This is a genomic window from Janthinobacterium sp. GW823-FHT06H09 (genome assembly GCF_058794735.1).
In genome coordinates this window covers 105,959-125,857 of record NZ_JBXAHC010000003.1, presented here as the reverse complement: position 1 = coordinate 125,857, position 19,899 = coordinate 105,959, and the positions used below count along the sequence as shown (strand labels likewise).

18 protein-coding genes are annotated in these 19,899 nt (G+C 65.3%); 4 read left to right on the top strand and 14 right to left on the bottom strand.

Annotated features, from left to right (window positions below; all coding sequences use genetic code 11):
- Positions 1-50: 50 nt before the first annotated feature.
- Positions 51-1,280: a response regulator gene (locus tag AC1Q6X_RS05320; protein WP_070218440.1), complete on the top strand. Its 1,230-nt coding sequence runs from the start codon at positions 51-53 to the stop codon at positions 1,278-1,280.
- On the opposite strand, the gene AC1Q6X_RS05315 is transcribed toward AC1Q6X_RS05320, so the two are convergent.
- Together AC1Q6X_RS05315 and AC1Q6X_RS05310 are read right to left on the bottom strand one after the other, a co-directional pair.
- Positions 1,259-1,630, bottom strand: coding sequence for an immunity 22 family protein (locus AC1Q6X_RS05315; protein WP_492495561.1), 372 nt, complete (start codon positions 1,628-1,630; stop codon positions 1,259-1,261). The two genes, AC1Q6X_RS05320 and AC1Q6X_RS05315, sit on opposite strands and share 22 nt — an antisense overlap.
- Positions 1,631-1,634: 4 nt before the next feature.
- Positions 1,635-4,328, bottom strand: a complete 2,694-nt coding sequence (locus AC1Q6X_RS05310; RefSeq protein WP_492495559.1) for a polysaccharide deacetylase family protein — start codon at positions 4,326-4,328, stop codon at positions 1,635-1,637.
- 161 nt (positions 4,329-4,489) lie between these two features.
- Between AC1Q6X_RS05310 and AC1Q6X_RS05305 the strand changes: the two genes are divergently transcribed.
- Positions 4,490-4,612: a hypothetical protein gene (locus tag AC1Q6X_RS05305; protein WP_256267169.1), complete on the top strand. Its 123-nt coding sequence runs from the start codon at positions 4,490-4,492 to the stop codon at positions 4,610-4,612.
- Between the two features lie 29 nt (positions 4,613-4,641).
- Here the strand turns inward: AC1Q6X_RS05305 and hmgA are convergent, their stop codons facing one another.
- From hmgA to AC1Q6X_RS05245, 12 genes are all read right to left on the bottom strand, one after another.
- Positions 4,642-5,943: a homogentisate 1,2-dioxygenase gene (gene hmgA, locus AC1Q6X_RS05300; protein ID WP_492495557.1), complete on the bottom strand. Its 1,302-nt coding sequence runs from the start codon at positions 5,941-5,943 to the stop codon at positions 4,642-4,644.
- Entirely contained in the window at positions 5,940-6,125 is a 186-nt protein-coding gene (locus AC1Q6X_RS05295) for a DUF2783 domain-containing protein (RefSeq protein WP_070218444.1), read from the bottom strand. Before AC1Q6X_RS05295 ends, hmgA begins: the two co-directional genes overlap by 4 nt.
- A 118-nt stretch (positions 6,126-6,243) precedes the next feature.
- Positions 6,244-7,911 carry an FAD-dependent oxidoreductase gene (locus AC1Q6X_RS05290; RefSeq protein WP_492495555.1) on the bottom strand — a complete coding sequence of 556 codons (1,668 nt, stop codon included), beginning with the start codon at positions 7,909-7,911 and terminating at the stop codon, positions 6,244-6,246.
- Positions 7,912-7,923: 12 nt separating this feature from the next.
- Positions 7,924-9,276 carry an MFS transporter gene (locus tag AC1Q6X_RS05285; protein WP_492495553.1) on the bottom strand — a complete coding sequence of 451 codons (1,353 nt, stop codon included), beginning with the start codon at positions 9,274-9,276 and terminating at the stop codon, positions 7,924-7,926.
- Between the two features lie 175 nt (positions 9,277-9,451).
- On the bottom strand, positions 9,452-10,270 hold the full coding sequence (locus AC1Q6X_RS05280) for a helix-turn-helix domain-containing protein (RefSeq protein ID WP_070291432.1): 819 nt from the start codon (positions 10,268-10,270) through the stop codon (positions 9,452-9,454).
- Positions 10,271-10,288: 18 nt separating this feature from the next.
- Positions 10,289-10,798: a peptide-methionine (S)-S-oxide reductase MsrA gene (gene msrA, locus AC1Q6X_RS05275; RefSeq protein WP_492495550.1), complete on the bottom strand. Its 510-nt coding sequence runs from the start codon at positions 10,796-10,798 to the stop codon at positions 10,289-10,291.
- Between the two features lie 56 nt (positions 10,799-10,854).
- Complete coding sequence (locus AC1Q6X_RS05270) at positions 10,855-12,198, bottom strand: MBL fold metallo-hydrolase (protein ID WP_492495548.1); 1,344 nt, start codon at positions 12,196-12,198, stop codon at positions 10,855-10,857.
- 111 nt (positions 12,199-12,309) lie between these two features.
- Positions 12,310-13,284: a porphobilinogen synthase gene (hemB, locus tag AC1Q6X_RS05265; RefSeq protein WP_070218449.1), complete on the bottom strand. Its 975-nt coding sequence runs from the start codon at positions 13,282-13,284 to the stop codon at positions 12,310-12,312.
- Positions 13,285-13,396: 112 nt separating this feature from the next.
- Positions 13,397-14,293, bottom strand: coding sequence for a VirK/YbjX family protein (locus AC1Q6X_RS05260; protein ID WP_492495546.1), 897 nt, complete (start codon positions 14,291-14,293; stop codon positions 13,397-13,399).
- A gap of 165 nt (positions 14,294-14,458) precedes the next feature.
- Complete coding sequence (locus AC1Q6X_RS05255; RefSeq protein ID WP_492495544.1) at positions 14,459-15,811, bottom strand: sensor histidine kinase; 1,353 nt, start codon at positions 15,809-15,811, stop codon at positions 14,459-14,461.
- Positions 15,804-16,490, bottom strand: coding sequence for a winged helix-turn-helix domain-containing protein (locus AC1Q6X_RS05250; RefSeq protein ID WP_070291437.1), 687 nt, complete (start codon positions 16,488-16,490; stop codon positions 15,804-15,806). Before AC1Q6X_RS05250 ends, AC1Q6X_RS05255 begins: the two co-directional genes overlap by 8 nt.
- 98 nt (positions 16,491-16,588) lie before the next feature.
- The gene (locus AC1Q6X_RS05245; RefSeq protein ID WP_230502899.1) at positions 16,589-16,972 is read right to left on the bottom strand and encodes a nucleoside/nucleotide kinase family protein; all 384 of its coding nucleotides are present in this window, start codon (positions 16,970-16,972) and stop codon (positions 16,589-16,591) included.
- 238 nt (positions 16,973-17,210) lie between these two features.
- Between AC1Q6X_RS05245 and AC1Q6X_RS05240 the strand changes: the two genes are divergently transcribed.
- Positions 17,211-17,987, top strand: coding sequence for a DUF481 domain-containing protein (locus tag AC1Q6X_RS05240; protein WP_070218454.1), 777 nt, complete (start codon positions 17,211-17,213; stop codon positions 17,985-17,987).
- Between the two features lies 1 nt (position 17,988).
- The gene (locus AC1Q6X_RS05235) at positions 17,989-19,872 is read left to right on the top strand and encodes an esterase/lipase family protein (protein WP_492495541.1); all 1,884 of its coding nucleotides are present in this window, start codon (positions 17,989-17,991) and stop codon (positions 19,870-19,872) included.
- The last annotated feature ends 27 nt before the right edge of the window (positions 19,873-19,899 follow it).

Sequence of the window (19,899 nt, the reverse complement as noted above, 5' to 3'; positions counted from 1 at the left end):
TATACGCGGCAGACCGGCTGCCTGGATTCAGCATTTTTCAAGGAGCGACCGTGGACCTGAGCGACAGCAGCGGCAAGGCGAGCAAAAGCGTCACGGCGGCCGTGCGCAAGCGCGACGTGCTGCCGTACATCCTGCTGTTCATCTTGCTGGCGGGCTTGCTGGCCGTGCTGGCGGGCGCCCTGCTGCCGCCCTACTACCACGCCGTGCCGGCCCTGCTGTGGAGCCTGGGCTTTTGCGTCAGCGGCATGCTGCTGGGGTTTTTATTCGGCATACCGCGCAGTCTGCCCTCGGGTACCGTCAACGCCGCCCCGCCCGACGAGCAGGCTAATGGCAAGGGCCGTTCCACGGACGAGCCTCCCCCGGCAAGCGCGGACGCGGCAACCGGCAACCCCAGCAATACCCTGTTTCTGGGCACGCCCACGCCCATGGAAATCAATTCGAATCTGGTGGAAGTGTCGGACTGGCTGACGAAAATCATTGTCGGCGTGGGTTTGATCGAGCTCAAAAGCCTGCCTGGCAGCGCGCGCAGCATGGCCGCCTTTATCGCGCCCAGCCTGGCCACGGACACGCCCACGGCCATGGCGGTAGTGGGCGGCATCATGCTGTTCTTTTCCGTGCACGGCTTTTTGATCGGCTATTTGCTCACGCGCATTTACCTGTCCATCATGATCAAGCGCGCCGACAGCCTCGTCAAAAACGAATCCGTGCGCCTGGAAAGCGGCAAGGAAATCGAAGTGACGGAACTGAGCCGTTTGCAGCAAAAGTCGCTCGACGACATGCAGGAAGCCGTCACGCAGCTGCTGCTGGCCCATCCCCCCGATGGCGCCGCCGCCGTCACGGCCCTGGCCGCCGCGCCGACGGCGCAACGGCCGGTCAGCCTCGTGCTGTGGCTGGACGACCACCCGCGCAACAATACCTTGCTGATGGAGCAGCTGGAGCGGGAAAACATCAAGGTGGACCAGGCCGTGTCGACGCGGCAGGCGCTGGCCATGCTGCAACAGAAGCACTACGCGCTGTTCATCACGGACATGGCCAGGGTGGAAAACGGCCGCCGGGTCAAGGATGCGGGCGTGCGCACGGTGCGCGAAGTGCGGCAGGCGCAGCCCGCATTACCGATCATCGTCTATTGCAACAAGGATACGTTGGCAAGCTATGGCACGGAAGCGCAGGCGGCGGGTGCCCGTTTCATCACCACCTCGGGCACCAGCCTGCTGGCCAGCGTCAACAAGCTCATACATGAACAACGCGGAAATGAGGCTCAGCCGCCGTCGCAGGCGTAGCTGCCCACGTGGTGCAGCGAGCTGCGCTGCGGATGCGCCAGTCGATTCGGCGCGAACACGCAGACGGCCGTATCGGCCAGCAAGCCCTGCGCGTCCGCGCACGCCTGCGCCAGCCAGCTGTCCGCATACGACACGCCGTCGAGCAACTCTGCCAGCGGCGCGGGCGCGGCCAGCAGCGCGCTCTCGAAGCAGGCCGGCTCATAGTCCGTCAGGCCCGTTTCCAGGAAGAATGGCGACGGCACGGCATCGCCATCTTCCGTGTACGCGGGCGCCAGGTAGGCCTGCAGCGCTTCCCAGCTGGGAAAGCGGCCGCTGCAGGCAAACACGTGGACCGTGGACAAGATGGACATCAACTTACAGCTTTTCCATCTTTTGCCGCACGGTCGGCGCCGTCGAGGCCGTCGGCGCCAGTTCCAGATAGGTTTTATAGGCCGCTTTCGCCTTGGCCGCATCGCCGGCTTTGGCATACGCGTCGCCCAGGTTCAGGTAGGCGATGGCGCGCGACGGGTCCATCTTGACCGTGTTTTCAAACCAGCGTGCCGCTTCGCGGTATTTTTCCTGCTTGTAGAAGACAAAGCCCAGGTTATTGGCCGCCAGCGCGAAGTCGGGGCGCAATTTCAGCGCTTCCGTAAATTGCGCTTCCGCCTGCGCGTACTGTTTCTCCTTGTACAGCTGCAAGCCGCGGTCGTTGGCCCGCTGGGCCAGCTGGCGCGTGGAGGTCGGCACGGCGCCCGGCGTGACGATCTTCTGTTCGCCGCCCTGCAAATCCTTCACCGTCACGCTGGCCGCCGCCGGTTTGGCGTCGAGCTTGCTGTTCAGGGCGATGGCTTCCGTTGACAGCTGCGTCGTGTTCGGGCTGAGGAATTCCGTCTCGCCCGGCAATTCGAAGACGAAATCGCCTCCTTCCGATCCGGGCAGGCTGCCGAACGCGGGCGTCTGGTTCGACACGCTGGACACGGCGGGCGCTACATACGCCGCCAGTTCCGTGGCCGTGATGAGGCCGTCGCCGTTCAGGTCGCCCTTGCCCGCCAAGCCCTGCAACAGGGTCCACGTAAACACGGAGTGACCGTTCGGTCCGCCATCGGCCACCAGCTGGTCGCCGCCGCCGGCCGTCAGCATTTGCCGGCCGATGCGTTTGGCATTGTCGCGCAAGAAAGAGCTGGAACCGGCGCCGCGCGTGAGGCCCAGGCCGCTGTAGCAGGCGTCCATGACGAAGAACGCATGCTTGGCCGTCAAGGACTCCGCGATATTCTGGATTTCCGTCATCGGAATCGCATCCGTAGCGAACTGCGCCGGGTCGGAATCGACGGGCACGATGTAGCCGAGGTCGCGCCCGGAGCTCAGCTTGCGCGTGGCGCCGTGACCGGCGAAGAAGACGAAGATACGGTCATTCTTTTGCACGCCGCCATGGGCCAGCTTGTCGTGGAAGGCGGCCAGGATGTTGTTGCGCGTCGCTTCGCCGTTTTTCAGGGTCACGACGCGCTCGGGCGCAAACGCGAATTTTTCGATCAGGGTTTCGCGGATGCCTTGCGCGTCGCGCACCGCATATTGCAATTTCGGCCATTTCGCGTAATCGTCGATGCCGATCACGACGGCCCAGGAATTGGCGTAGCCCGTGGTGACGGGAACTTTCTCGGGCGCGGGCGCCGTGCTTTTCGCCACCTGGAAGCTCGCGCCATCCCAGCCCGCGAATTGATAGCCTTCCGCGATCAGCTTGTCGAGCACGGCCGGCAAGGCTTTCACCGTGCGTTCGTGGATGTCGTGGAACAGGACGATGCCGCGCCCCGCCTTGTCGACGGACGCCAGCACCCGATTCGTGATCGAGCTGGGCACGGGATCGGCCCAGTCCAGCGAATCGATGTTCCACATCACGGATTTCAAATGGGCATCGGCCAGCGCGGCCATGCCTTCGCTGTTGCGCGCGCCATACGGAAAGCGGAACAGCGCGGCCCGCTCGGGGCTGATGGCTTTTAATAAAGTGTCGGTGCCGAGGATTTCGCCTTTCAGCTTGTCGCCCGTCTGCTTCGACAATTGTGCATGGCTGAAACTGTGGTTGCCCACGGCATAGCCTTCCTTCATCAACTTGCGGCTCACTTCCGCGCCCGCGCCCAGCTTGGCGTGGCCTTCCGCGTCCAGGCTGCCCAGGTTGCGTCCCACATTGAAGAACACGGCCGGCACGCCATACTGTTTCAAAATGGCGCTGATTTCTTCCGTGTAACGGCGGTGCGGGCCGTCGTCGAAGGTCAGCACGATGGTTTTCTTCGGCAAGCCCAGGCCGAAGATTTCCGCCTCATCTTTTTTTGGCGCCGGCTTGGCTTCGGGCATGGAGCCGGCGGGAGGAACGGCATACGGCACGACGATGCCGTTTTCCTTCAGAATCTGTTCGCGGCTGTACAGTTTTTTCAGCTGCGCCACATAATCATCCCACCGTTCACGCTTGAGTTCGATGGACCGCTGGCCCAGGTTGCCGAAGATTTGCCGGATTTCCTTCTCGTAATTGCGCTCGATCTCGCCCAGCGCGTCGAGGTCTTCGGAAATGCGCTTGTGAAGCTTGATCGCCGGCAAGGACGAGTCCTTGGCCACGTCGGCCAGCATGCTTTGCAGCAGTTCGCGGAAAGCCAGGCGGTCCGCGTCATACAGGCCGGGATCGGATTCGATATAGGTGAGCAGGCTGTCGAGCGCTTCGAAGCGGCCCGGATTGGTGGGCGCCGTCAGTTGATCCAGCGCTGCATCGAGCTTGGCGATGCGTTCCTGGTTTTCATGGAACAGCGCCTGCCCCACTTTACGGGCTTCGTCGCGCGCGCCTTCGGGCAATCTTTGCTCGTCGGCCAGCAGCACGATGATCTTGCGGAAATTGCCCAGCAAGTCGCGGAATTGGCTGGCCACGGCGGCCGTGTCGACGGCGGAGTGCGGCGCGGTGGCAGGGCTGCCCGAAGCCGGGGCACCGGGCGTGGCGGTGGCGGCCGGACGGGTGTAGCTATAAATGCCGGCCCCAGCGGCGAGAGCCACGACAACGGTGGCGGCGATCTTGATCGGCTTGGAAGTCACAGGCTTGTCATTCCCTTCACATACTATGCATACAATTCAGATGGCGCGGATGCGCAAGATGCATAATTGTAAAGCACGCTTGGCACTTGCTCAGCCCGCACGATGAATTTCGGCAATAATATCGCTGCACACCTTCATAGATAGTGAAAACGGGAACGACGATGCACAAGAAACTCTGCGCTGCGGCGCTGATGCTGGGCGTGGCGCTGATGCTGCTGCAACTGCGCGCGCATGCGGGCGACGACGTGGTCAATGTGGCGGGGCGCGTGTGCCTGCCGCACTGACCACCTGAGTAAGCCGGACCGTGTGCCTGTCACTGGTCCGGATCGAAATGCTTGCGCAATCCTTGCCAGCACTCGAAATAATCGTGTTGCAGCAGGCCGCCGTCCAGCGCGAACGGCGTGGGCTTGAGGATGGTGCGCGTCTCGAACATGAAGGCCATGGTGTCGCCCACCTTCACGGGCGCGGACGTGTCGCTGTGCGAGGCTTTTTCGAACGTCTGCGCATCGGGGCCGTGGCCGGACATGCAGTTGTGCAGGCTGGCGCCGCCCGGCACGAAACCGGCTGCCTTGGCGTCGTACACGCCGTGGATCAAGCCCATGAATTCGCTGGCCACGTTGCGGTGGAACCAGGGTGGCCGGAATGTGTGTTCGGCGGCCAGCCAGCGAGGCGGGAAGATGGCGAAGTCGATGGCGCCCAGCAGCGGATTTTCGCTCGGCGCCTGCAGCACGAGGAAGATCGACGGGTCCGGATGGTCGTAGCTGATCGAGCCGATGACATTAAAGCGGCGCAAATCGTATTTGTACGGCGCGTAATTGCCATGCCAGGCCACCACGTCGAGCGGCGAATGATCCAAGGTCGTGCGCCACAGATGGCCGCCGAACTTGGCCACCAGTTCGCAATCGCCGTCGATATCCTCGTAGGCCGCGTGCGGCGTGAGGAAGTCGCGGCTGTTGGCCAGGCCATTCGAGCCGATGGGGCCCATGTCGGGCAGGCGGAAGGCGGTGCCGAAGTTTTCGCAGACATAGCCGCGCGCCTTGCCGTCCGGCAGGGTGACGCGGAAGCGCACGCCGCGCGGGATCACGGCGATTTCCTGCGGTTCCAGCTCGATCAAGCCCAGTTCCGTGGCAATCGCCAGCCGCCCTTCCTGCGGCACGACCAGCAATTCGCCGTCGGCCGAATAAAAGAAGCGCTGCATGGAACGGTTGGCCGCGTACACGTGGATGGCGCAGCCGCTCATCGCTTCGGCGCTGCCGTTTCCCGCCATCGTTTGCCAGCCGTCGATGAAATCGACCGGCGTGGCGCCGTCGGGCAGCGGCAGCGGGTCCCAGCGCAGCTGGTTCGGCGGCGTCGGCGGCATGGCGTGGAAATCGCTGACGATGCGCGTGTTTTCAGCCAATGTAAACGGCGGATGCTGGCTGGCGGGACGGATGCGGTACAGCCAGGAACGCCGGTTCTGCGCGCGCGGCGCCGTGAAGGCCGTGCCCGACAATTGTTCCGCATACAGGCCCAGCGGCGCTTGCTGCGGCGAATTTTGCCCCTGCGGCAAGGCACCGGGGATGGCTTCCGTGGCAAACTCGTTGCCGAAGCCGCTTTGGTAGCCGGCGCCTATCATGCGCGCTCCGCCAGGCCGTCGGCCGCGTCGCGCAGCAAGCCTTGCACCACGTCGGCCTGGCCGATGGCGCCCATGGCCAGCAAGGCGAAGCGGGCCAGGAACAGCGGCGAGCGCTGCTCGCCCAGGCCGCCCATGGTGTGGCACAGCTCGGTGTATAAATTATCGAGTTCGATGTCGGTCATATGATCTCCTGATTTACTGTGCTCTTCCTTCGTTAACCCAAAAAGCGGAAGAGCTGGGGTCGGACCCTCAGGGACTCGGCGCCCCCGTCCGACCCCGGAATTTGCCACTGGGTTTGGTTCAAGACAACGCGCGTTTCAATGCATCCGCCACCTGCCCCACCCTCACCTCGCGCCAGCGCCCCAGCACGTGCCCATCCGGGCGCACGAGATAAAACGTGCCGGGCTGCGCGTCGAACAGCGAGCATACCTGCGCCGTATGGTCCCAGGCGCCCCCTTGCGCCCCGCTGCGGGCGATCGCCACGGTCGTCAACGGCAAGCTGTCGCCCAGCGCCAGCAGTTCCGCTGGCACCGCGCCATCGTCGCTGAAATACAGGCCCGTGAAATGGCCATCCGCGCGTTTGAGCAAATCGGTAATATACCGCGCTTTTTGACCGCCGTTGTGCGGCAGCGCGAGCGGGCACTCGGGCAAGACCGTGCCCGGCGCGGGACCGGCCGTGAACACGTCCAGCTCAGGCGCATTCAAGGCCGATTGCGCATACGCGATGGCGCTGGTCTGGCGCGGGTTGATCAGCGAGCGCACGTGCGCATGCTTGCCCGCCAGGCCCAGCACGGCCGTGCGCATCAGCTCGAAGGCAAACGTGGGCGGCGCCATGAATTCCGTGCTTTTCGTGCCGTGACGCAGGTTTTCATGGGCGACGAACACGCGTTCGTTCGAATAGCTGTCGAGCAAGCTATCCGGCGCCCGGCCCTTGACGACGTAGGCGAGCTTCCAGGCCAGATTGTCCGCATCGTCGATGCCGGAATTGGCCCCACGCACGCCGAAGATGGGCACCAGGTGGGCCGCATCGCCCGCGAACAACACGGCGCCGTGCCGGTATTTTTCCAGTGTCAGCGCGTTGGCCTTGTAGATGGTGATCCACACGGGATGCCATGGCTGTGTCTCCCCCATCATGGCCAGCAGGCTGTCCACGCGCGGCGCCACGTTTTCCAGCAGCACGGCCGCCTGCGCATCCTCGTCGTCGCGCAGTTGGTAGTCGATGCGCCAGATGTCGTCGGGCTGCTTGTGCACCAGCACGGTGGAGCCAGGATTCGACGGCGGGTCGAAATACGCGAGGCGCTCCGTGGGGCGCTCGCTCTTCAGGTGGATATCGACGATCACATAGCGGCCTTCATAGCTGGTGCCCCGCAATTTCAAGCCCAACGCCTCGCGCACGGCGCTGCGCCCGCCATCGGCCGCCACCAGCCAGTCCGCGTCGATGGTGTAGGTGTCATCGGGCGTGGCCAGCGTGACCGTGGCGCCATCGGCGCGCTGCTGCACGCCAGTGACGCGCGTTTGCCAGCGGATATCGATCAGCTCGCTCTGGCGTTCGGCCGCGTCGAGCAGGAATTGCTCGATATGGTATTGCGCCAGGTTCACCATCGGCGGCAATTTCTGGTTCGCGTCTTGCGGCATCGTAAAGTGCAGCACTTCCTCGTCGCGGTAAAAGCTGCGGCCGCCCGCCCACGGCAAGCCTTTGCTGATAAAACCGTCGAGCGCACCGAGGCGGTCGATGATTTCCAGGCTGCGCCGCGAGATGCAGATGGCGCGGCTGCCCGTGCAGACGCCATCGTCCGCCTCGATCAGCACCGAGTGCACGCCGTGGCGCGCCAGGCCCAGGGCCGTGGCCAGCCCCACGGGACCGCCGCCGACGATCAGGACCGGCACGTGCTGCGTGCCGGCACCCGCAGGCTTGCCGGGCGGATACACTTTCGGCACATGGGGATAAGGGTGAAACGTGTCGCGCATGATGGTGTCCTCTCAAGAATGTGTTTTGCCGCCGCGCGCGATGGGCAAGGTCAGCACGATGGCAGCACCGGCCACCAGCAGCACGCTCGCATACAGCAAGCCCGTGGCAAAGCTGTGCGTGAAATCCTTCAGCCAGCCCACGACGACGGGGTTCAGGGCCGAGCCGATATTGCCCGTGGCATTGATGACGGCGATGCCGATGGCGCGCGCGCCCAGGCTCAGGGCCCGGTCCGGCGTCGTCCAGAAGACGGACATGGCCGTGTAGGCGCCCGTCGAGGCCATGCACACGCCCAGCAGTTGCAGCACGGGGTTGCCGGAATAGGCGGTCAACAGCCAGCCGCCGGCCGACAGCAGCATGGGCCAGACGATATGCCAGCGGCGCTCCTGCAAGCGGTCCGAGCGGCGGCCCCAGACAATCATGCCGATCACGGTGCAGACCTGCGGTATCGCCGCCAGCAGCCCGATCTGGGTGTTGCTGGCGCCGCTATTGAAACTTTTCACGATCAGCGGCGTCCACACGGCCACCATGGCCAAGGTATTCACCAGGCAAAAGTAGGCGATGCCGAATTTCAGCACGGTGGGCGACAGCATTTCCGCCAGCACGGAGACTTTTTGCCGGGGCGCATCAGGCTTGTGCTCGGCCGCCAGCATGCGCGCCAGCACCTGCTGTTCCAGCTTGCCCAGCCAGTTTGCCTTGTTGGGCGCGTCGTCGAGGTAGCCGTAGACGGCCAGGCCCAGCAGCACGGAAGGCATGCCTTCGAGCAAGAACAGCCATTGCCAGCCTTTCAAGCCCCAGTGACCGTCCAGCCCCAGGATCAGGCCCGACAGGGCCGAACCGATGGCGGCCGTGACGGGCATGGCGATCATGAACAGGGCATTGGCCCGTGCCCGGTAGGCGCTGGGAAACCAGTACGTGAGGTAGAGCAGCATGCCGGGCAGAAAGCCCGCCTCCGTCACGCCCACCAGAAAGCGCAGCGCGTAGAGGCTGGCCGGGCCGCTGGCGAACAGGGTCGCCGTCGAGGCCAGGCCCCAGGCGATCATCATGCTGCCGATCCATTTACGCGCGCCGATGCGTGCCAGCACGATGTTGCTGGGAATGCTGCAAGCGATGTAGGCGATGTAGAACAGGGTGGTGGCAAAGCCGAACTGGGTGCCGGACAAGCCCAGGTCCTGCATCATGGTCAGGCCGGCAAAGCCGATGTTGATGCGGTCAAGAAAGGAAAACACGAACAACAGGAATAAAAATCCCAGCAGATGGCGCGATACCTTGCGCATCACCTGCTGTTCCAGTTGCACGCTGGCCGCGTCGAGGACGGGCGCCGGGGTGGCGGCGATGGCGGGGGTGGCCCCTTGGGCGATGGTCATGCTTGTCTCCATAAGGTGTCGCCCTCCCCTTGTTGATTTTATTGGGTGAGGGCGGCCGGGTGATCCCGGCTTGAAACACAGTATGCAGACGCGCGCCGCGAACCCTGTCCCCATTTTGGGGACATTTCGCGGCGAACACAGTCAAAAAGGCGGAGCCGTCCCTACGTCCAAGGGACTAGACAGGTGCTGGCGCCATGCACAGCGCAAACAACTGGCGCTGGCTGGAAATACCCAGGCGTTTATACGCGCGCTTCTGGTAGGTGATGACGCTCGATGGCTGCAGGCCCATGGTCTCGGCGATTTCCACGGCCGTGAAGCCTTCGAGCACGCAGCGCAGCACGTCCAGTTCGCGCTTGCTCAAGGCGGGACAATGCTGGCGCAGCCTGGCCAGCATCATGGGCGCGACACCCTGCGCGGGCTGGCCGTTCAGGCTGTAGTGGTGCCTGGCCGCATGGGCAAACAGCGGTGACAGGGTTTCGATGGCGGCGATTTCGCCAGGCCGGAACTGGCCCTGGCTGCTGTCGCGGTAAAAATTGACGGACAACCAGATATCGCCGGCCGGCTGCACCAGCAGGGACAGCCGGTCCGAGACATTCGGTTTTTGATAGCAGGTGGCGCGGTAGCCGGGATGGTCGATCTCGTCGCTCGCTTGCTGGTGCAGCACGATGGCGGGATCGATTTTCCGCCCGGGCGCGGGCGCGATCACGCGCTGGTTGCCGTCGAGCGCATAGTAATGGCGCGCGTAGCTGTCCGCGATATCCTGCAGGAAACGCCCGCCGCGCCGGTCGGCCACGGCCACCGTGCGGGGCCGGTTGCCGAATTCATAGGCAAAGATCGTGCACTGGGAAATGGGCGCGGCCGTGCTCACCGTCTTCAGGATGGCCCCGGCGACGGCATTCACGTCGGCATGGCCGATGGCGGCCACCAGGTCGAGGGCGCGCCCCAGATCCAGTTGCCCTTCCGCCTGCCGCCGCTCCACCTGCCAATAGCGCATGGCCGTCTCCCGTGACGCTTATTGTTGACGCTGCGGCAAGACCCAGTCCGGCCGGATGTAGTGGCAGGTGTAGCCGTGCGGCAAGCGCTGCAGATAATCCTGGTGCTCCGGTTCCGCTTCCCAGAACGGGCCTGCCGGCGCCACTTCCGTCACCACCTTGCCGGGCCACAGGCCGGACGCGTCGACGTCGCGGATGGTGTCTTCGGCCACGCGCTTTTGCTCGTCGTTCGTGTAGAAGATGGCCGAACGGTAGCTGGTGCCGCGGTCGTTGCCCTGGCGGTTCTCCGTGCTGGGGTCGTGGATCTGGAAGAAGAATTCCAGGATCTTGCGGTAGCTGATCGTTTTCGGGTCGAAGATGATTTCGATCGCTTCCGCATGCGTGCCGTGGTTGCGGTAGGTGGCGTTGGCGACGTCGCCGCCGCTGTAGCCCACGCGCGTGGCAAGCACGCCCGGATAGCGGCGCAGCAAGTCTTGCACACCCCAGAAGCAGCCGCCGGCCAGGATCGCGGTTTCGTTGTCTTGTGCCATGGTGTCTTTCCCGTTCTAGTCAGAAGCAGCTATCTTACTCTGTCGCGCGACTTTCTTCAGCGGGCCAGCAAGCGCTTGAGCTGCGCCGCCTGGTAGGCACCGATGGCGTCATTGAACAGGCAGCGGATCAGCGGGTCGTCGACGATGTCCGCCTCCGCCAGTGCGGCCCGCGCCCCGGCATCGAACGGGCCATCGTTGATGCGCATGTACATCGACGTCAGCGATTCGCCCAGCACCAGCGCCGCATGGCATTTCACCAGCGGCACTTCGGTGGTCCAGCCGGGCGCCTCGTTCGTCTCGGGCACGAGGTCGATCAAGTCGCCGTGCGTGCGGTAATGCAGGACCGTGGCCGCGCCGTCATGGCCGTACAGGGCCAAGCGCCACAGGCGCGGTTGCTGGAAGTAGCTGTCCTCGGGCAGTTCCATGTCGCGATAGCGCTCGAGCAAGCCACCCTGGCAGAAATCGAGCACCAGCGCTGCGTCGGCATCGCTCAAGGGCGCGAAACGGCGGGCGATATCCGCCGTGGCGGGCGGCGTTGCGTCGGGACGGTAGTCGAAATCCACGTCTTGCGGACCCACTGGAATCACCCAGGGCAAGGGTTCGGCGCTGCTCACTCCGTGCGCATCGAGCAGCACGGACGTCGACGGGTCGAGGCGGAAGATGTGCGCCTCGGGCAGCGCGGCGCCGATTTCATCGGCAAAGCGGCGGTAGGTAACGGGGAACATCGCGTGGTTGTACCAGGACCAGTCTTCCTGCACGAACTGACAGGAGCTGGGCACGATATAACGGGGCGCCAGCGCGCGCAGCTGTGGCACCCAATCGTCGGGAAGTTCGACCGGGCCTCGCGCTGCCAGCGACGGCGCGATGACGGCGATCTCGCGCATGGTCTGGAACGGCCACAAGACCATGTCCCAGGGCGCGAAGGCGGCCAGCTGCGCCAGCGTCTCGGGGCCGATCCACGAGTCGACGACGTTGAGCACGTTCACGCCGGCGGCGCGCACCTGGAACAGCGAGTCGACATCGTCGTCCAGCGCGCGGCGCGGGATCACCTCGATGGCGCCCACGCGCACGGGCACGTCCACGTGCAGCCGCTCGACGGCGGTAAAACCCAGCGCGCGCAGCATCACGAACAGTTCGTCGAAGACGCAGTACAGATAGATGGGCGTGGTGCGGTCGAGCACGTCGAGGCTGTCGAGCGAGCAGTGGTCGTCATGGAAGTGCGAAATGAAGACGGCGTCCCAGCGCAGCCGGCGCACGGCGTCGAGGTCGAAGCGCACGGACGGAAACGCGTGGCAGTTGCGGCTGAACGGGTTTTCAACGATGGGATCGAAGGCGATGGCCGTGCCTTCGCATTCGAAGACATAGCCGGCGTGCAGGATGCGGGAGATTTTCAGGGGCATGGGAAGCTGTATAAACCCAACCGCAAATTCCGGGGTCAGACCCGCCGGGTCTGACCCCAGCACTTGCTTTTGGGGTAAAAAAGGACGCTAGCTGTGCGCCAGAGACAAGGCTCAATACGGATTATTCAGCACATCCATCGCAAAATACGTAAAGATCATGTCCGCGCCCGCGCGCTTGATGGCGCCCAGGGTTTCCTGCACCACGCGGCGTTCGTCGATGGCGCCCGCCTGCGCGGCGAACTTGATCATTGCATATTCTCCACTGACCTGGTAGGCGCCGATCGGCAAGCGCGTCACTTCGCGCAGGTCGCGGATGATGTCAAGGTAGGCGCCCGCAGGTTTCACCATCAGCGCGTCCGCGCCTTCGGCTTCGTCGATCAGGGACTCGCGCACCGCTTCGCGGCGGTTCATCGGGTCCATCTGGTAGGTCTTGCGGTCGCCCTTCAGGGTGCTGCCGGCCGCGTCGCGGAACGGGCCGTACAGGCCGGAGGCGAACTTGGTCGAATACGCCATCACGGGCGTGTCGTGGAAGCCGGCCGCATCTAACGCGCTGCGGATCGCCGCCACCTGGCCATCCATGGCGGCCGACGGGGCGATGATGTCGGCGCCCGCCTGGGCCGCGATGACGGCCTGCTTGCCCAGGTTCAGCACCGTGCTGTCATTGTCGACCGTGTCGCCATGCAGGATGCCGCAATGGCCGTGGTCCGTGTATTCGCAGAAGCAGGTGTCGGACATGACGACCATTTCCGGCACGGCGTCCTTGATGATGCGCGACATGCGCGCCACCAGGCCGTCCGGGTTCAGGGTGTCCGTGCCGTGGCTGTCCTTGTGGTGCGAAATGCCGAAGGTCATGACGGAGCGCAGGCCGGCGCGCGCGTAACGCTCGATTTCCTGCGCCAGCTTCGCTTCGGGAATGCGGCGCACGCCGGGCATGGACTTGATGTCGATGAAATCGCTGCTGCCTTCGTCGACGAAGATCGGCAGGACCAGGTCGCGCGGATTGATCTCGGTTTCGCGGAACAGCTCGCGCAGTTGCGGGGTCGCGCGCAGGCGGCGCATGCGCGAAGTGGGGAATTGTGCTGGCATGGGGTGACTGGCTTCAGGTTAACAACGCCAGCAAGTATACGCCGATCGCGCCGCTTGCGCCGGGCCGCCCGGCAAAAAAGCCGCGCAGGTCAAAAAATGCCGCCCTGCGCCTTCATTGCGGCTGCAACAGGGCCGCCACTTGCCAGCGCATGTCCGCCGCCAGCTGCACCAGCATGGCGCCGCGGCGGCGCGCATCGGCGCGTTTTTTCGACGGCACCAGCTCCAGGTCGGGCATCCGGCAAGGGCCGCATGGCAGGCGGTAATTGCCGTCGCCGGCAGGCAGCGCATGCAGTTCGCGCCACGCCAGGTCGTAGTCGCACGAGATGTGGCGACGCCGGCGCCAGTTCAGCGCGATGCGGTTGGCGTTGCTGACCAGGTCCAGGTGGCCGCAGCCGAAAAAATCGCCCAGGTCGCGCAAGGCGGCCACCATCAGGTTCTTCGGCCGGCAGCCGTGCAGCGCCCGCGTCGCGTCCTTCACCGCCTGCGCGCCCGCCTGCGAGCGCAGTCCCTGCAAGGCACCCAGCTGGATGACGGCGCCTCCGGGCTGGGGACGGAACAGGAAACTGGCCAGGTACAGCGACACGCCGTCGCGCGTCAGGCGCAGGCACAGGTCGCCCTCGCGGTGGCTGTCGTGGATGGCCGTCAGCTGCAGGCGGTAGGTGGCGCCATCCTTGCCCTCGATGGCGGCCAGCACCAGCGCGCGGCGCGCCGCGTATTCCACCAGCGGCCGGGCGCCCGCCTGCCACAGGAAACGGTAATGCCCGCGCAGCAGCTCCACCCGCGCCGCGCAACCGAGCTGGCGGCTGGCGTAGGGACGGTAAATCTTGTACAGCAGGCTGGGATGGGCGTGCGCGAGCGCCGCCAGGCCAGGCGTGCCTGCGACAAAGGCTTGCCAGCGCGCGCGCTGCAGGGGAAAGACAACGGCGCCCAGCGCGGCCTTGAGGCGGTGGCCATGCTGGCGCAGTGCGGGCAGCGCGGCGCGCTCCTCGATGATGGCAAAAGTATGCATGCGTATGCTTCTACAACAGGTCTCGGCAAACAGAACGCGGCGGGGCCGCGGCAGCCCGAAACAGGCGGCAGCACGCATGCAGCCGCTCTACGCCGGGTAGAGCGGATGATAGGTGGGAGCTAAAACAATGGGGGTTACAAGTTGGTAATGTGCTGCCTGCCTACGCTAGCGCAGCAGGTGCAGGCGCAGCCGCAAGCCCGGCGCCGCATCCTCGATTTCCAGACTGCCGCCATGCAGGGCCGCGATGGCCGCCACGATGGACAGGCCCAGGCCATTGCCGGGCAAATGGCGGCTCTTGTCGAGGCGGTAGAAGCGCTGCGTCAGCTTCGGCAATTCCTCGGCAGGCACGCCGGGGCCGTTGTCGCGCACGGCCAGCCAGCTGCCCTGCGCATCGCTGCCGGCCGACACTTCCACCGTGGCGCCCTGCCCCGCGTACTTGATGGCGTTGTCGACCAGGCTGGCCAGCGCGCTGCCCAGCAGGTTGCGGTCGCCCCGCGCCGGCACGGCCTCGCCATACATCTGCACCAGCAGCACGCCCTGCTCGTCAGCCGTCGCTTCATACATTTCCACGATGTCGGCGCCGATCTGGTGCAGGTCGATGTCGTCGAAATTCTCGGGGCGCATGCCCGATTCAGCCGCCGCGATCTGCAGCAGCTTGTCGAACACGCGCGTCAGATCGTCGATGTCGTCGATGGCCGCCTGCGCCGCGCTCTCGTAGCCGGCCACGCCCTGCTGCTGGCGCAAGGCGCCATCGAGCTTGTTGCGGATGCGCGCCAGCGGCGTGCGCAGGTCGTGCGCGATGGCGTTCGACACGTGGCGCACGCCTTCCATCAGGTGTTCGATGCGGTCGAGCATGCGATTGATGTCGCGGCTCAGCAAGCCGAATTCATCCTCGCTGGAGACGGGAATGCGCCTGCTCAGGTCGCCCGCCTCGATCTCGCCCGCCGTGCGGCGGATCTGCCCGATGCGCGCCTCGAGCTGGCGGCGGAACAGCCAGGCGCCCGCCACCACCAGCACGATGGCCACCCCGCCGCCATAGGCCAGCGAGCGCAGCACCAGCGTGCGGATCGACTTGCCCTCCTCCATGTCGCGTCCGACGAACAGGCGCGCGCCGCCCGTCAGGTCGCGGATCAGCATGCGCGCGGGCACCCGGCGCCCTTCGCGCGTGACGTCGCGGTGCAGCAGGCGGCCCACGGGGCTGCCCAGGTCGGGCCAGGACGACAGATTGCCCGCCACGCGGCGGCCATCGGCATCGACCAGCAAGAAGATTTCCGTGTCGCTGTCGGTGCGGTCGGTCAGCAGATGGGCGATTTCCGCCGTCGTGCGGCTGCTGCCGCCCTGCTCGTACAGCGCGGCGAGGCGCTCCGAGAGCAGGGTCAGCTTGCGATCCACGCTGCGATCGAGCACGCCGATGGTGCCGAAATAGAACACGGCGCAGACGATGCTGATCGACACGACCACCAGCACGCCATAGCCGAGCGCCAGCCGGGCCGCGATCGAGCGGTGCAAGTTACGCACTGTCGAGCACGCCCAGGGTGTAGCCGACGCCGCGCACCGTGTGGATCAGCGGCGGAGAAAACTCCTTGTCCACCTTGGTGCGCAAACGGCTCACCTGCACGTCGATGACGTTGGTCTGCGGGTCGAAATGGTAGTCCCACACGGCTTCGAGCAGCATGGCGCGCGTGACGGACTGCCCCTGGTGGCGCATCAGGTATTCGAGCAGGCGAAATTCGCGCGGCTGCAGCGCGATTTGCCGGCTGGCGCGCGTCACGCGCATGGTACGCATGTCGAGCACCAGGTCGGCCACCTGCAGCTGCGTCGATTCGGGCACGGGCGCGGCGCGGCGCAGCAGCGCCTCGATGCGCGCCAGCAGTTCGGCGATCGCGAACGGTTTCGACAGGTAATCGTCGCCGCCGCTGCGCAGGCCGCGCACGCGTTCGTCGACGCTCGACAGGGCCGACAGCACCAGCACGGGCGTGTTGCGGCCCATGCCGCGCAGGCGCGCGACGATGGCCAGGCCGTCGATCTCGCCGGGCAGCAGGCGGTCGAGCACCAGCGCATCCCAGTCCTCGCCGCAGGCCAGGCGCATGCCGTCGATGCCATTGTCGCAAGAGGTGACGTCGTGGCCCGCCTCGCGCAGGCCGGCACAAATGTAACGGGAAGTTTCGGCTTCGTCTTCGATGACCAGGCAGCGCACGGGGAATTCCTTGTAAAGATCAGGCAGCAAATACGCGCAGCATACGCCAGGCGCGCGCCACTTGCCAGCCCCGGCGTGCGCCGCCAGGCGGCGGCCGGCTAGTTACATTTGCCGCGCAGCTTGGCGATCGCCACGAAGGGCAAGGCATACACGCCGCCGATGCCGATCGGGCCGATGCTGGTGGGCTGGCGCTTCAAGCCGTCGGCGTGCAGGCAGTCGGGCACCTTCGCCTCGGCGAAGGCGGCGGCGAACTGCTCGTATTTCCGGTCGGCGCGTATCGTCACCTGCTGCATGGCCGGCTGCGGCAGCGCGTCGCGCGCCTGCGCCTCTTCCGCCAGTACGGCGCGCACGGCGTCGCGTATCATCGATTGCGTCAGTGGCGGTGCCGCTCCTGCTCCCGGCGTCGTCTCCAGCGCCTGGGCCCCGGCCTGCACCGCCGCGCACAGCCAGACCGCGGTGACAAGCTTGCAAGCTATTTTCATCGTCATCATCCACACATGCCAGGTTTGCAATATTTCCATCAATATAGCAGCATTCGTGCGCGCCGGGGCGTGCGGCGAACGTTGACGGGGTCGGGTACAATACAGCCTCGACAATGTTTGGCCGCGCCCGCGCGCGCATGTTTTATCGGCGCTTCCCGGCTTGCCGCGGCCAGCATCGCCACCACTGCCACTAACGAACATCAGGCGCGCCTGGCGCGCGCCACAGACCAATACAGCCATGAAATCGACCCACTCTCTCGCACTGGCGCTGGCCATGGCCATCACTTGCGGCAACGCCGCCGCAGCAGACACCAAACAAAGCATGCTGTTCGATGAAATCCCCATCGGCAGCTGGAGCACTTCCGCCGAACTGGGCGCCATCACCACCTCGGGCAACACGGTCGGCACCTCCGTCACGGGCAAGATCGACGCGCGCCAGGAACTCGACGACTGGAGCAACCAGTACATCTTCAGCGGCTACTTCAAGGAAGACGAAACGACGAACGACGAAGGACAAAAGATCCGCGAACGCTCGGCCGAACGCTTTTCCGCCTCCGCCAAGGCCGCCTACAAGCTGATGGCCGACCATGAAAAACTGTTCGTGCTGGCCTCGCACGTGAACGACAAGTTCGGCGCCTACACCAAGTACTCGACCCTGGCCGTCGGTCACGGCTCGCGCTGGTACCAGTCCAGCGACAAGAGCGTCGACGTGGAATTCGGTCCAGGCTACTTCAGCGGCACCAATGACGCGGGCGAATCGGAACACGGCCTGACGGTGCGCGGCGCAGCCGCCATGAAGTGGAAGATCAGCCAGTCGGCCATGTTTACGCAGACGGTCAGCGTGGAACGGGGCACCTCGAACACCCACTCGATCGCCGAAACGGCCCTCAGCACGAAGATCAACGGCACCATGCAGATGAAGGCCGCCTTCAGCGCCCGCAACGATACCCGCGTACCGGACGACAAGAAGAACACGGATACGCAAACCTCGCTGACCCTGGTCTACTCGTTCTGAGATGCCGGCCACGCTGATGCGGCGCTTGCGCCTGGGCGCCCTGCTCTGTGCCGCGGCGCTGCTGAGCGGCTGCGCCGCCGTCACCGTCAGCGCCATTTCGCCGGCCGACTACCTGCAGCAGCGGCGCGGCGACATCCTCACCACGGGCAAACTCAGCGCATCGGCCAGCGAAGTGCTGCGCATCATCGGCAGCGACATCGCCGCCTGCGAAGCCAATACGGGCAGCTGTCGCGCCGACCTGGCCCGCTCCGAGCTGCTCAGCGACGAACAGCGCCTGGCAACCCTCTCCGAATTGTGGCTGGAAAGCGCCCTGGCCGAAGAAAAACAGGGCGGCCACCCCAGCGCCGAGCTGCTGGCCGCGTGGCTGGAATCGGCCCGCTATGCCTACGCCTACCTGTTCTACACGACGCGCACGCCGGGCCAGCGCGCCTTCGAGGAACGCCAGACGCAGATCCGCGACTACTATAACTACGCCGTGCAAAAGGCCGTCGGCAACCTGTTCCGCCACCGCGGCGAATACCGCCCGGACGGCCATGTGATCCGCGTCGCCGGCTGGCAGATCGACAGCGAACTGTCTGCCCTGCGGCTGCCCGCAGACGGCACCCTGCCGGAAGAACTGCTGCCGGCCACCTCGCTGACGTTTTCCGGCCTGCGCAATGTGTACCGGCGCGACGGCTTCGGCGCCGACCTGGTGGCCGTCATGCCCAAGCCCCCGGCGTCGACAGGCGACTATGTGCCGTACCAGGAAACCCGCTTCCCCGTCGTCACGGCGCTGATCCGCTTCGACGGCAACAGCCTGCAGGAAGTCCTGGCCACGCAGCAGCTGCTGGTGATGCTGGTCGACCCGACGCGCAGCGAATCGACGCGCATGGCAGGCCAGGAACTGCCCGTGGCAGCCAACTTCACGGCCGGCTATGGCCTGTGGCTGGCCCGCTCCGGCTTCGGCGTGCAGGCGCTGCGCACCCTGTTCGGCCGCGCCGACGGCATTTCGCGCCCGCAGGTGCACCTGATGCAGCCCTACGACCCGAACAAGCGCACCATCGTCATGCTGCACGGCCTGGCCAGCAGCCCGGAAGCGTGGATCAACGTGGCGAATGAACTGATGGGCGACGAACAGCTGCGCCGCCGCTACCAGATCTGGCAGGTGTACTATCCGAGCAATGCGCCGCTGGCGGCCAATAACGCCGCCATCCGCAAGGCGCTCGCCGCGACGCTGGCGCAGTTCGACCCCGCTGGCAAGGCGGATGCCGCGAACGAGATGGTCTTGATCGGCCACAGCATGGGCGGCGTGCTCGCGCGCCTGATGGTGTCCGACGCCAGCAACACCCTGCTCGACGCCATCACGGAAGAATACAATTTGAAGGGCAAGAAGGCGGAAAAAGTGCGCGCCGGACTGGCGCCCTACCTCAATTTCACTGCCATGCCGCAGGTCAACCGCGCCATCTTCATCGCCGCGCCGCACCGCGGCACCTCGTTCGCCAACCACAAGGTGGCGCGCTGGATCGCCAATCTCGTCACCTTGCCCATCACCATGCTCGACCAGCTGTCCGACGCGGCCGGCAGCCTGGCGCAGCTCGACACGGGCAGCAGCGAGCCGCTGCGCATCCCCAACAGCATCGATAACCTCAGCGACAAGGACCCGTTCGTGCGCCTGGTGGCCGACTTGCCCATCAGCCCGAAAGTGCGCTACTACTCCATCATGGGCAACGACACGCCGGACCTGCCGCTGGCCGAATCGAGCGACGGCGTGGTGCCCTACGCCAGCGCCCACCTCGACGGCGCCCTGTCGGAAAAAGTCATTCCGTCCTGGCACAGCGTGCAGGAAAGTCCGCAGGCGATTCTGGAGATACGGCGGATCTTGCGGTTGCCGGACAGCTTGCCCTGACATACAGCGCTGCCTGATGCAGAAAAG